The 14,631-nt window shown below is 50.9% G+C and carries 4 protein-coding genes; all 4 read left to right on the top strand.

All coding sequences use genetic code 11. The annotated features are described in order from the left end of the window. Position 1: 1 nt before the first annotated feature. The gene (locus WC490_00430) at positions 2–559 is read left to right on the top strand and encodes a S26 family signal peptidase (protein MFA5097082.1); all 558 of its coding nucleotides are present in this window, start codon (positions 2–4) and stop codon (positions 557–559) included. 78 nt (positions 560–637) lie between these two features. Next, entirely contained in the window at positions 638–3,463 is a 2,826-nt protein-coding gene (locus WC490_00425; GenBank protein ID MFA5097081.1) for a hypothetical protein, read from the top strand. A 43-nt stretch (positions 3,464–3,506) separates the two neighbouring features. Further along, complete coding sequence (locus tag WC490_00420) at positions 3,507–13,880, top strand: hypothetical protein (protein MFA5097080.1); 10,374 nt, start codon at positions 3,507–3,509, stop codon at positions 13,878–13,880. 68 nt (positions 13,881–13,948) lie between these two features. After that, positions 13,949–14,590 (top strand): S26 family signal peptidase, encoded by a 642-nt coding sequence (locus WC490_00415; GenBank protein MFA5097079.1) that lies wholly within the window; start codon positions 13,949–13,951, stop codon positions 14,588–14,590. Positions 14,591–14,631 lie beyond the last annotated feature (41 nt).

Raw genomic sequence — 14,631 nt, 5'->3', positions numbered from 1 at the left:
GATGGGCAGATTTGCAATGGAATTTGCCGTGTCCGGCTCTGGCGACAGAGAGTTGCGCTATATTCCTGGATTGAAAGATCTGACCACTCCGGAACTCATTGTGCAGAGGCTCATTACCAAATCGTTCCCAAGGTTTTTTGTGGGTTCAGTTGTTCACAATTCCATGTTCCCGGTTCTTAAAGAGGAAGACAGGGTGTGGTGCCTCGAGAGGATGTATCTGGGAGGCAGATTTGACCCGGAATATCCGCGCAGAGGCGATATTATTGCTTTTTGGAACCCCAACAGCCATTTAGCGGAGATAAAACGAGTTTGCGGCATAGCCGGAGATGAAACAGAACAAGGGATAGTTCCTTTTGGCAGCTATTTTGTGATGGGAGACAATCGGCACACTTCCAGCGACAGCCGCCACTGGGGGTTTCTGCCTGTCCAGAATATTTTTGGCATAGTGCTCGGTCTATGTGCAAAAGGATCTCGTGATGAATTTGTGGTGCCTTTTGGCCGGCCCGGACAAAGGGTCCCTCTCAGGGACGCTGTTAGATTTGGGCATACTATGCAGTGATCTTTATCTCTAATCTTTGTCTTATCCAATAAGAAATACAGGCCAATTTTTGTCGATATATGTATAGAGGGGGGTTGTATGGGGGAATACATCACCATAGTGTACGGGGGGCGCGAACTCAGGTTCAGGGACCCCAATCAGGACGGGAAGGTATCGGCGCGGGAACTTCCTCAAAGCCAACTAAGGGAAAGACTGCTGGCAGGGAAAGCGCCCAACTTTGATGTTGCAATAAGTGCGCAGGTGCTGGGGTCAATGTTGAACGAGGTTCCCTCAATAGATGTAGTTACTTCGGACGGAAATAGCCACACATTGTACAGGATAAACCTTAGCGATCACGAAAGCTCCTGCAAATATATGATAAGCCTGGAAGACGCGGCATTTGTGAGGCTGGTGGAAGAAGAGTTCAAGGGTTCTGGTAAAGGATGGGAGGAGTACGAGAAGCTGCTTGGGGAAAAAGACAGGGCAAGGCTGGAAAGGTTTTATGATATCCGGAAGCAGATAAGCAGGAACATGGCGATGACCCAGGAAAGAGAATTCTTTTTATTTGATGGAGTTCTGGAACTATTGACGCAGGGTAGGACAAGACTGGGGGAGAACAACGGTGAGTACATATATCAGGAAGGAGCGAATCAGAAGATGGCCGAGAGGCTGAGAGGGCTCAGCAGAGATGTGGATGGATATCTAAAGATCAATCTGGACAAAGCCCTGGAGGAGAAGATGAGAATGATGAGGACGGAGGACAGAAAGATCATAGGGCTTATCCGTTCTATGCTTCCGGAGGGGATAAGGGAAAAGATGCACACTAAGGAGCTGCTGGGCATCATAAATGATGAAGCATTTTTTGAGCGGGTGCAAAGGGGTCTTGTTGCGGCATTTCCTGGGAAGACGCCGGCGGCAAGGGATGCTATATATGCATTTTTGGACATAGTAATGGAGGCTAGGGCAAACGCGCTGGAGAGGAGCGAAAGCTACTGGGTTATCAATATAGAGTTAAGCAAGACGCCGCAATACCAGGTGTTTAGAGAAGAGTATTTAAAAGTAGTGCTGGCGGGATACCTTGAGGTGGAAGGGGTTGGAGGGGAAGATGCAAAGAGGATATGGGGATGGTTGAGGGACAGCGGGTACATAGATGACAGGGGCGTGCTCAGGCCAAAGTTTTATGATGAGATAAAAGAAGATAAAGAAGGATTTCTTCAAAAGCTTGCGGGGATACCGGGTTTGAACCTTACTGAGGCTCAAAAGAGCTTAATACTAGAAATACTATTGGATCCTACAGGACAAAGAACCCTTATTGATTCCCAAAACAGGTATCGTGCCGCCCTTGCCGCCTACAAGAAGGAGCATGTGGGGCCTATGGTGCAGAGGGCCGAGCAGGTGCTTAGGACGCACGGGCTTATCGGAAGCATGAACAGGGACACTTCCACCGTTGTTTCTTCTCTTAACGATCTCCTTGTCATGGCGAATGATAAACAGCGCGAAGGCAAAATACCGGGGATCCGGAGATTTTGTTTCTTGATAAAAGACAGGGCCGAGTTAAACCCAAAGCCGGACGGTTCAAAATCGGACATTGTCCAGATCGCCGAGGCATCCGCCTCGGCGCTGGGAGTTCCCGTTGATAGCGTGGAATATATAGTGGCGCCCGGTGTTATAGAGAGCAGTTGCGGCAGCTGCCACACGGCAGATGAGAAGGCCTCCGGGCATTATGTGGCGGTCGAGCTTGCCTGCGATGCCTCCGACCCGGATGATATTGTTGTGAATGCTGTCTGGAAAAATGTCGGCTTATCGCTGTATTCGGCCATGTTCCCGTGGAAAAACACAGAGGATCTTGACCCGTTAGAGCTCATGCTCGGAGGCGATTTTTCCAAGCTTATACTGGGGCAGAACGCTTCTGAAGGCCGCCCTCCCATGGCAGGTTATATTGACAGGGCCCCTGCCGAATTAGGCAGTCGGGTCACTCACCTGGTTGAGCACAAACTGTATTCCTTGACCAAACCGGAGTTCTCGTATATATTGGGACTCATATTTAACAGGACAAAAGGAAAGGTTGATCTGAGGGCAGAAACGGAACTGCTATGGGAATTGGCGGTAAAAGCCAGGGACAAGGCGGGGTCGGAAGAAATGCTTGGAGAGAGTCTTGCGGCCGTGCTTGCCGAAGCAGGGGCATCCGGCCATGTAAAGAGGGCTTTTGATGTGATCCTAGCCAATCTCAGCGAAGAACTTCCCTTATACGAGCAAACAAGGATCGGTATCCTGCCTTCAGTAATGGGGACCGAAAGATATAGAAGGTCCACACTTGATACCATTGTAGAAAGGGTCAGACAGCATAATTCAGTGGTCGTTAACGGAAGGCGCCTTACCGACCAGGATTTTGACAGGTTTGATAAACTAAAAGAAGAAGCCGAAAAGAGGTCATACCTTTCTGTTCTTTCGAGCGCAGAGCCGATAAGAACGGTCAAGATATCGGTGGGCCGCGACGGGAAGCCACTCCAGGAGGTAAGACAGTTTAGGGCTGCCGATGTCATGCGAAGGGCCTTTTATTCTTACTGGAGGGACAGGGTGTCTTCCCCAAGGTTCTTTTCCGGTGATCTGTGCAGGGTGATGAATGAATTGGACAAGGCGGGGCTTGAGCCAAGCGAGAAAGAAGTGTTTGATCTCAGCGAACAGGATTGGATCGGCAGGATAGAACAAATGCTTTTGAGATCGGCCCAGGAAGGCGGGCAAAGTCCTGATGAAGAAAGCCTTAAATTGATAAAAAGCAAGGCGGAAAGTATCGGCGGTTCCATATATAAAGCCATATTGGAGTCAAAGATCAACGCTCTTTTGAGATATGTGCCTCAGGATTCATTCGAAGAGCAGGCGCTTCAAAAGATCAGAGCGCTGGTGATAAGAGAAAAGACCGCTTGACGAAATTCTGCTCCGGGTTTTGCGATAATCGTATAAGAGGGGGATGGTAAAGGTTATGGCCGGCGAAACTTCAAATATACAAGGAAGCCAGGGAGCCGGGCTGCAAAGACTGCAGCGCACTCCCGGCGCTGATGCGCCGGCGGCCCCTGCCGATGCTGAGCGGCCTCTTGCCCCCGGTGGAAATACGGACCAATGTCCTGCCGAACCGTGCCAGGCGCCTTTAGGCATAGGTGGATCGCTTCAGGCCAAATATGAGGAAGTCTTAAAGGCAAGAGGCATCATCAGGCTGATAAATGAGAGGATAGCGTCCGGCGACAGGGAAAAAGCCTTTGAGCTTATGACGGAAGAGAACCTTGCCGCCCTGATCAATGCCGATTACAGCGAGGACGCCGTAAGAGACTGTATAAGAAGCTTAAGGCCCATCTCATATTCTTTGAACCTGAGGAACGATGCGCTTAGGATAACCCACGAAGGAAGGAAGTATCTTACCGCAAAAGGCATAGATCTTTTTTACGCTGCGCGATATCTTGATCTGTACAACGCCAGCAAAGAACAGGCCTCGATCGCGTACCTGCTGGGTGGAAGACAATACAAATACAGCGGCGAAACCGTTCCCCATGTCAGGAAGAGTTTTGCGGAAATGTGGAAGGACAGAGCGGAGGGGAGCCTTTCGCAGCAGGAGGCAAGAGACCTTTTTAAGGACTTTATTGACTCGGGCACCCTTTTTGATGACGCGGTGATCGATGTGTTTTTTGCCCTTCCTCTTGATGAGGACGCGGCGGTGGAGATGCTTGTCGGCATGGCGGCAAAGAGGCTGGGGCCGGAGGCTTCGCTGTCTTTGGCTTCGAGCGTCAGGCGGTCTGCCGCGGCTGTTTGGGGGCTTATGACCAAGATGAGGTATGAGGCTGCAAGGCAGGGGCTTGCAAGGATAAAAGAGCTCGACATCGAAGCCTACAAAGGAATGCTGACGGAAATACAGGGACTGGCTTCCGGCATCTGGGAGGCAAGGCTTAAAGCAATGGACGATCCCCAATTAAATTCCATTGCCGGCCGCATGAAGGCAGTGACCGATCAGGCGGAAAAGTTTGTAATGGGCCTGCAGGCGTACGGGACCAGCGACGCTGAAAAGGCAAAAGCCATCCAGGAAATAGAAGCAAATGCCGGCCTTCTGGAAGCTGCCGGCTACGATGTGGAATCACTAAAGTTCAACATCCGCAAGGGCAAGATCCTGGCCATCGACAGTCAGAGAGCGGCTGGCGTTATCATGAGCGAACAAGCCGAAGGCCTCTTTTCCCTGGACATAGATCCTTCGGAAAGCAGAACTATTCCGCCGCATGACTTTTTCAGGTACCGGACTTTTGATGATCCGCTTATTGCCGCCGCAATAAAAGAGACAAGAACAGAGCTGCTTTCGGGATTTACCCCCTTAAGCAGGGCCGAAGCGGAGCATGCGATATCAATGGTAGAAAAAGGCTTTTGGGCCTTTATCATCGATGTCTCGGAAGAAAAGGATGACAGCGGTAGAAGGAGCAGGCTGACAATAAGCTTATACCTTTCGAAAGGCAACAGAGAGATCGAGCAGCTGTGCTCAAGCGTTCACACCTTAAAGGATGGCAGTGAAGCGCAGTCGGCTTCGGAGCCAAACCCGTTCCTGATGTTCGTTCAAAAACTGATAAGCAGGATCAACCCCGCTTTTTCGGCCGTTACCGGAAGGATAGACAATTATACCTATGAAGCGTTAAGGAACCTGAGAAGCAATCCTTCTTATGAGGGATATTTCCCCGATTCTCAAGCACTGCAGGAGAGGCGTTCTTTGAAGCCTGACGATATGACGGGCGATTCTCTCACAAGGATCTCCGAAGGCGTAAAACCTCAGACCCCCAGGGACATAAGCGAACAGGCGGAAGCGGCGAGACTGGCATATCTTATTTCCACAGGTTCAGTGTTCGGCCAGGGATCGGCTTTACTGACCGGGCCCAACCGCAGAAGGATACTTGAGCTGGCGATGTCTTTCTTGAACACATCCCCGGCCAATCTTACCAGATCGACCCAGGACCTTAGCCAGGACCAGAAAGTGCAGTGGCGGAAAAGACTTGTTGCTCTCAGGGACAAACTTCTGGACGAAAAGGGTTTTGACCAGGATACGGCCAGCGGGAGGGCTCTGGCAAAGATCCAGCGGAAACTCATATTTTTCTGCGTTATAGCGGAAGGAGTGGCACGGGGCAGCATCACCAGGGAAGACGCGGTCGCAGAGGTAGAAAAATACCTGGAACAGGCAAGGCTTAACGAAGAAAATACCAGGATAACGGATGAAAGCGACCCTTCGAGGATACTTGAGCAGGCCGGATTCAGGGGGCCGGACGAGATCCTAAAGCTGGCGGCGCTGGGGATCGAGTTCAGAAGGTTCATTTCACAGGAAGAATTAACTCTTTTGAGAGAATATAACCTTTCTGTTGCCGATCCTTTGAATAGGACCACCGAGGACCTGTTCCGAAGCGCCGGGCTCAAGGACGGGGACATATATGACCTTAAGACCCTGGACCTTGATCCGGAATATTCCAGAAGGCTTAACGAAACCGCTTCTATTGTGGGCAGGATCGCCGGCACAGGATTGACGGTTGACGAAGTTATCCTGGCGCAAAACCTTGCCGTTATGGTCCCCGATGGGGTGCAGCAGGATTCTGCTCAGAGGGTCGTGGTGCAGGCCCTGGGAATGGCCTTTGCGGGAATAGACGCAGATGAAACCCGCAAGGGTCGGTATGTTGAAGCCCGGACTGCCGCTGCCGAAACGGCGGAAAGGTATACCTCTCTTATAAGAAGGCAGCATGACGACTTTGTTTTTGGCAGCGACTTTTCCAACCGCCTGGTCGACAGGATCATAATTGACGGCGAGGCTCTGCGGGCTTATGAAAAAATGGAATTTTTCAAGAACTCCCCCGTTGCTTACGAAATGGTGGCAGGACCGTCGGGACAGGGCGTCCGGATAAAACCGGGGAATCTGCCTGATCCGTCCGCGGATGGGTACCGTCCGGATGAGCGGACCCACACTGTAGAACGGTACGCTAAAGAAGCTCCATTGTCCGCGATCGTGTCGGCGATCTCCGGAACAGGATATCCGCTTGCGGGGCTGCCCGGGGTCCAGAGCGCCGGGGTCTCTTCTTACGGCAGGGAAGAGGTCGATCCTCCCGTCAATGAAATGTGCGGCGCCCACATAAGAGCGGCGGCAAGGGTGTTCGGCGGGTCTAATTATCTGATAAACGGAGTGCTTGCCGACGACGAAGAGATAAACCTGATAAGAAGATTGACCGAAAAAGACTTGACCGCGATCTTAAGCCGCGGGACCGGTACCGGGGCTTTAACTGCGGAAGAGAGATCCCTGTTAATAAAGGTCAGACAGTGGTGCGCCGGTTATCAAACCCTGCTTAGCGAAGAGGATGTCAAGGCTTTATCGTCCCTTAGCGGGGGGTCAAAGATAAACGACCTCGGCAGGATGATCCTTGCCAGGGTCAGCGGTTTTTTGAAGCCGTTCAAACAGGGGCTTTCCGAAAAGGAGATAAATGATCTCAACAAATTTGCCGACCTCCTGGAGAAGAAGGGTTCTTACATCCTGTCGCTTGGCCCCGAAGAAAGGGTCGAAGCTCTTTTTTCCGGGGATCCCGAGCTCTCCAAGCTCTATTACAGTGTTCTAAACATACTTAAAAAGATCGCCTACGGGCTTCAGACAAGCCTTGTCATGAGGGACCTTGTCAAGAAAAGGGACGCAAGCCAGGGGTTTGGAGCGACACTGCTCTATGCCATTTCCTCCGGCAACCGCGAGGCGGGAATAGATGCCTCGAACCTGGTCCAGCAGATGGGGGCTCAGTCCTGGCTCATCTCTTTGCTGAAGATGCATTTCTTTACGGATGAGACCGTTTCGAGGTTAAAAGAGATCCAGACGGCCATAGATTCCTTAAGGGGCGGGATAAAACAGCTGGAAGGGCAGATAATCGCTCTTATACGCAAACAGATCAGGGAAGGACGGATAAAGCCGAAAAATGAAGAAGAGATAAAGAGGCTGTTGTCCCATCTTTTGTATGACACAAAAGAAGAGATCTTTTTGAGCGAGGATTTTTCGGCCCTTAAGGAAGAGATAAAAAACCTTAAACAGCGCCTTGTGGACGCCAAAAAAGAGATGGTCCGCCTAGAAATAGAGGCCAATAAGGTCTACACATATATATTTGACGGAAGCATAGACAAAAAGCTCTGGGACAGGCTGAGGACTCTGCCGGGGATCTATAACTACAGCAGCTATTTTAGAGAACTGTTCAGGGTCAGCGACAGAACAAGGCTTGTCGATATTGACGGTCATATTATATGGGACGATCTTGTTCAGGTAGTTGAAGAAGGCATGGAAGCATCGGGCGGGTTCAACTCTTTCGAGGTTTGTGTCGGAGAAGAGCATGAAGTGACCCGCGCAAAACTTGCCTTTCAGATACTGTTGAACGGGCTTGACCAGGACTGGAAGAACATTAACTGGCTAAGGACCATTGCCGCGGCTCCGGGCGCCCTGTCGGGCGGGATCTGGACAGCCGTTCAATTCCTTGTGGGAGGAGCCCTTACCGGCGTAAGGCCGGAAGCCGGCAGGCGCGAAACAGGGCCTTCTTCGTATCCCCAGGTGATAGATTCCCTTTTTGCCGAAAGAGGCTTTTGGTCTCAGGCGGGAAGCGCTTTTACCAGGAGGCTTTCGCAAAGAGGAGGTTATTCCCAGCCTGTGGGGTCTTATCTTAAACAGGTGGTCGGCTACCACGACCCGGCAAGATATTTTATCGGCCAGCTCAGCGGATCGGCAGGGGATTATTTTAAGGCTCAGAATTCCGTAAGCGGGGACGACATACTCGCTTTTATAGGATTAGCAGAAAATGAGCTTATACAGATAGATAGATACGGGCTTGGCGGAAAAGCCGATGAACTGACAAAACCCACGGAGCCGGGATTAAGATACAGGCAGTGGCATCAATATTTTGAACAACTGAGAAGGTTTGCCGGAGAACTGAAGGAAAAGGGCCAGAGCCTTGTACTGTTCAATCCCGAACACTACGAGGGCGTGTCCAAAATGTCGGGAGGAGGTTTTGACAGCAGGTATGTCCTTTCGGTAATGCTTCTGGACTATCTGGCAATAAGGGGAACGCTGCCTCAGCCCGCCCCACCGATAGAGTTATTTGACTGCCCGTACCAGGGCTTTGACCCTCAGACCTTTGTCAAGGATGACGGCAACAGCAGCTTCAGGGTAACTCATTTTGTAAAAGGCTCCATACCGGGAGCCGCGCTGGCCGCCAAAACCTGGGACGATGTGACAAACCTTTTCCGAAGCGGATTTTTGAAGGACGGGCTGCAGTTAAGCGATCTGGACGACATAGGGAAAAGCCTGGGCAGAGGCTATTTAGATACGCTTGTTGATTGGTATTATCTTATTCCTTTGGACATAGCGGCAATGTTCGCGGATTATTCTTCCAAGGCCGTCAACTGCCTTTTGAACGGGGATTACGATGGTTTCAAGAAATTTTCCATAGAGGCACTAAAAACGGTATGGCATTTCCTAAGATGGGAATCAGGTCTTGAACTGTTCAGATTGATAAAAGATACCGCAAGAGAATCCCAGGACCCCGCGGAAGCTTTTGCCAGACTTTTTACGATGCTTCCCATCCTTATCGGCTCAGCCCAGATCTCAAGGGCCACTTTTGGCGTTGGGCTGACAAGCGTCATAGATCTGATAAGAGTATCCGCAAGGGCCTCAAGGGCGGGAGTGGAGTTGTTAAGGAACGGCCAGTTGAACAGAGCGGGGCTGCGGGGGCTTCCCGAAGGAACGCTGCGCTATATATTTGAACCTCTCACCGAGCCTTTTCTTAACAGTTATCTTTGGAGAAAGATAACCGGACAGAACCCGGAAAGGGCGAGCCTTGTAGGCTCGAGGGTCGTAGATATTGCCGATCTTACGCTTGGGAATTTATTTAGAGGCGTTAGGCGTCTTTTTGGCGGCAGTACCGGACCTCAGTTGACCGTTACGGACATCTATGGAGCAGAGGCTTCACTCGGGGAAGTTTTGATAGAAGGAGGCTTAAGGGACCTTTCTCCGCTTGAAAGACTGGGCCAGGGAATGAGGAGCGCCGCAAGAAGACTTTTCCATGAGCCTCTGGGGTCCCCGCGCCAGCTTGGTTTGGACGCTTTTTTTGATAGTGTCGATACTTTTGCAAGAGAGGGTTTAAGCCGGATCTCGGGAGGGCGCGTGCTCAGGGCAAATCATGTTACCTTGGCCGGACCCCAGGGCGCCCCCTCAGATGTGTTAAGAACGGTAACAAGAGGTTTAAGGACAAATACTTTTGACTTTGTGGTTCAAATGAGCGATCCCTGGCCAAGACAATTTTCGGGCAATGACCTTGTGGTTTTTGACCCTGCCGCTGATAATCTCGGCGGCCAATATACGGCGGAGCGCAATTACAGGATAAGGTTTAGTGACGGCAAGTCGGTGGAAATAAGAGGAGAGTATCTTACCAGGCTGATGTTGGCTGATACCCCCGAGGGATTGAGAGCGGTAAGAGAGGCTATCAGGACGGGCCAGCACGGAGGCGTGCTTCCTTCTCTTGCACAGCTCGAACTGATCAGGCAGGGGATGGGCGTGCATTTGTCAGATCTTAGATTTTCCCTGACGGAATACGGGGTAGTATCCATGTTCAACGTCAGGAATGCGGGAGGCTTTGTTGACAGAACACCCATGTATCAACTTGATCTTGCGCTAAGAAGAGCCGTTGATCTTGCCGGGGACCAGTTCATGACAATGGATGAGGCGGTAAGAATACTGAGGGAAAGTTCCCCTGCGCTGGACCTTGACATGATCGAAAGGTTAAGAAATCTTCCCGATGTTGTAAGACAAAATATAGTCAACGAGTTCCTCGGGGTTTTTCAGAGGATGAGGGAGCACATTTCAAATCATACTGATCAAAGGATGATGCAAAGATTTGTCATGTTTGAATGTCCGAGGCTTGAAGCGCTTGCCAGAGCGCAGAGGCCCGCGGCAGCTGCCGCGGGAGCCGGGGAAGCGGCGGCTCCTGTTGCCGGCGGGCAGCCTGCCTTAAGACAGCCTTTGCTTGGCCTGCCGGACGCTCCTTTTGCCGCTGCAGAGGAACTGCCTCTTGCGGCTGATGTTCCTCCGGAGGAAGGAGGCGCAAGGTCCGGAAAGCTTTCGAGAGGCCAGGCGGCAACCATTAGCCTGCACGGGGCTGCTGTTGACGCCGCCGCCAATGCAAAGATACAAACGGCGCTGGACAATCTTGCGCAGGAACAGTGGTTTTCTGAAGAAACAAGAGCAAAAGCGGCCGCTTCGGGAGAGCGGGCGATAAGGTTCAAAACGGTTCCGGATGCTAAATGGCCTTCATCACTGGAAGGCGGCATGGTCTGGAAAGCGGACGGCAAGGGCGGATATGATGTATACATAAGGGCTTCGGAATTCGGTTCCCGGAATTTTGAGAGCGATCTTCTTCATGAAATGGTTGAGATACACCTGAGAGAAAGAGGGAATGCTGAAGGCATTCACGATGTTGCCAGTGAAGCCGGCGACCTGTTCGAGAGGAACGGCAGGCCCGACGCTCGCAGACCTGTTAGTGGTGTTCCGTCAGAAGAGCCCTTAAGAGTTACGAATATAGAGGAAGTTGGCAGAGGCGGAGCTGCCGTCCAGGGGTCTGCTGAACCGGCAAGACCTGCGTCTGAACCCGCGGCAAGGCCGGCGCCTGGGACTGCAACAGCGCCAGAACCCGCTCCAAGGCCAACTGCTGAAGCTGGGACGGGTGCGCCCGCAAGGCCTGCCGAATCCGCGCCTGCCACAGCTGAAGCCGCAAGACCAGCTGGCCAGGTGTCTGCTGAACCGGCAAGGCCTGCGTCTGAACCTGCGGCAAGGCCGTCTCCCGAAGCTCCAAGGACGGCGGCGCCTGCAAGTTCTGCCGAATCCGGGAATGCGGCAGCTGAAGTTAGAGCTGAAAGGGCTTTGCCAGGAGTCCCAGAAGCTCCAAACTATAGAGTGAGAGTTCTTGGAGAATTGAACACTTGGGGGCATATCGGTAGAGATGTGGCTCTTTTGGAATTGCTTAATGTGATCGGGGAAGGACATTTGCCTGTTATTAACGAGGAATTCTGGGTTAGACAGAGGAACAATCTGTTATTCGTTGCAGGACTGCACTATGGGCCAAAACTTTCTATGTCTCTGATCAAGTTTTTGTTCCCGGGTCTGGCGGCAAGGCTTGGGGCCAATCCTGCCATGTCTGCGGCATGGAGCAGAGGGCTAGGCTTAGGAATGGGGGTCCTGTTTTCCGCCCTGCATGGATTTAACGCTGGGCTGGAACCCGGTAACAACATGGGAGATTCCCTAAGGAAAGTACTTGCAGCAGAAGCCGCGGGCTTTATCCTTGGAGGCGGCGGACATCTGTTGCTTGCCGCTATTACGGGAGGCGCAGAAGGAGCATCTGCTGCTGCGGGTCTTGGAGCAGGAGGTGTAATAACCGGGGGGTCAATAATAGCAACCGGAGGTATATGTGCCATCGTTGCCGGAGCGGCTTTTGTAGGAGGAGAGATCGCCGGGACAATACACTATTACAATGTGAACAAGGACAACATACAAGTGCTGACTCAACTGGAGATTGAGAGACTTAATGGGGTCGGGATAAAAGCCGCGGCCAACGGCTGGATAGCCCCTACCTTGAGAAGAGGGCTTGATGAGTCCAACATTCAGGCAACATTAAGATTGCAGGCCTCGACCGTGGTGCTGAGAAGGCTCGAGAACAGACTAAGACAAGAGGAGGCCGGTCTAGGACTAGAAGAATTTGTCGCCGGGTTCAAGGCCAATCACCTTACAGGCAGCTGGTTTTTTGGTGTTGGAGGCAATAGAGGAAAAGCAGCAAGGCTTCTCGAACTTGCATCGCCAAGGACAGAACAGGAAAAGGAGGAAAAGGCCCGATTGGAAACCGAATTGAGAGAGGTCATACTTAAAGTGCTTGAGGAGCACCCCGAAAAGGTCTATGGCATACTATCGCCTCAGGTAATACAGGAAACAATTAATTTTTCCAACGACCAGTCAAGACTTCAGCAAATTAGCTATGGCTGTTTTCAAAGAAGGTATCGGTATTATGACCCAGGTTTTTGGAACTCAACGGGGGCCGATTCAAAAATTGCCAATTATGGTTTTATGGCCCAGTTGAATTCTCTTTTCGCTTTTAAAGCTGCGACGCCCGATAAACGGCAGGGTTTAAGAGTTCAGGTAAGCAAAATGTTCGGCAATGAAGAAAACAGCAGCTCCCCCCGGTTTAGAGGGGACCAGGACATAATCGCTTTCCTCGATCATAACCTTCCAAACTGGAGATGGCTGCTTCTGCCAAAGTCCCAGGGAGGAGACAGGGAAGCTTTTGCCAAACTGCTCCCGGACATATACAGGAGCGAATTTGTCACGCGCTATATGAACAGAATAGACAGGCATGAGGTTATTCCCAGGAATCTTGCGCAGATCTATATAGACAATCCAGGCATTACCTGCCACCCGAGAGATTACTGGAAAACATATCAAGTGTCGCCTTCTTTATCATGGGAAGAAACGGCAAGGGCCGGCGGTCAGGCCGGAGAAGTGCTGCTTGGAGCGGTCGAGTACTGTGATGCTTTTTTGCGGAGAAATCTAAGTGCGGAGGACTATACTGCTTATCAGAACGCTGATCCGTATAAAAAACCGGCGTATGTAGAAAGGGCCAAAAAGAAATACGCGGCAGATTGTTCCGCGGAGATCAAAAAGATCAAAGACATCTATTATGGGGACGGAGGCTATTTTGCAAAATTGGGACTTATGAAAGATACTTTTTTAAACAGAGGGTTAGAAGTTTCACCGCAGGGAAAGATCTCTATGTTGAGGACGATAAACAGATCTGCTTTCAGACAAAGGCTGGGCGACATTAGCGATGATAATTTTGAGAAACTGTTAAGCCACCTTTTCCTGAACGCGGGGGAAGATTATTTGATGCCCAATGTTTCCCTCATAGGAGCTCTTGATGCTAAATTGAACGGGCTTAAAGGACAGAGTGTTATTACAGAAGCTCAAAGGGCAACGCTTGCAGTGCTTATGAGGGACCTCTTACTTAATAAAACAGAGATCAGTTGGGAAGAACTAAAAACCACAAATAATGAGTTCGCTCTCTATATTTCCGGATGTGTCAAATATCTGCTTTCTCTTTATGTGGCAAGGGGAACCCAGGTTAATATTTCCGACGACTTTGTGGCAAATATGAAGGCGCTCAACGGCCTGACAAGTAATGCGGTTCTCAATGGCGGATTTATTTCCGGTCTCCTTGATGAAAGCACAAAACAGGTCAATGCCGAACTGGCCCAACTTAGGAAAGGCGGAGGCAGTTAAAAAAGAATTGCGAAAATAACTGCCCGCTGTGAAATCCCCGCTTTTTGAACTCGATATAACTTTCAGCAATGCCAAGCGTCAGATTCGCTTCCATACTGGATTCCAAAAGAGGCAGGATAGAAAGACATCTTCCCCAGTGTCTAAGGACGCCGGTGTTCAGATTTGCTGAGCAGCTGGAAAGGGACAGCGTTTATCCCGGCGAAAAGGTCCACCTTAAAGTCTTTCAGGACCTTTCTCCCGTAGAGCTCTTTGTCCAGCGTTTGGCGGTCAACCTTTTTCCCAGGGTTTTTGTCGGGTCCATCATAAGAAATTCCATGTCCCCGGCATTAACGATCAGCGACAGGGTTGTTTGCCTGGAAAAGATGTATCTGGGGGGAGTTCTTGATCCGGACCTGCCGTGGACAGAAGACATCGTGGCTTTTTGGTCCCCAAGGGATCTGGGAGCAAGTATCAAGCGCATCGCCGGGATATCCGGGGATAAAACCGAGATGGGAACAATACCGAGAGACCACTGTTTTGTGGTCGGGGATAACAGGGAAAACTCCTTTGACAGCAGAAGCTGGGGTTTTCTGGCTCTGCAAAACATTTTTGCTGTAGTACTTGGCAAATGTCCGGATGATAATTCTTATGGACAGGTAGTCCCTTTTAACGATCCCGGCCAAAAAATCCCTATTCGCAATGCCATAAGATTTGGGCACACACTGCAATAAGAATCTTATGGTTTTTTGATTTTACCCCCCTTATTATGCTA

Source organism: Candidatus Margulisiibacteriota bacterium (genome assembly GCA_041650635.1).
Taxonomy (GTDB): Bacteria; Margulisbacteria; WOR-1; order JAKLHX01; family JBAZKV01; genus JBAZKV01.
The sequence above is the reverse complement of the archived record's forward strand: the minus strand, read 5'-3'. Positions and strand labels throughout refer to the sequence as shown.

Bases quoted from the DNA above. Each gene is read 5' to 3' on its own strand.
- WC490_00415 (MFA5097079.1), top strand. From the start codon at position 13,949: ATGCCAAGCGTCAGATTCGCTTCCATACTGGATTCCAAAAGAGGCAGG.
- WC490_00430 (MFA5097082.1), top strand. From the start codon at position 2: ATGGGCAGATTTGCAATGGAATTTGCCGTGTCCGGCTCTGGCGACAGA.
- WC490_00420 (MFA5097080.1), top strand. From the start codon at position 3,507: ATGGTAAAGGTTATGGCCGGCGAAACTTCAAATATACAAGGAAGCCAG.
- WC490_00425 (MFA5097081.1), top strand. From the start codon at position 638: ATGGGGGAATACATCACCATAGTGTACGGGGGGCGCGAACTCAGGTTC.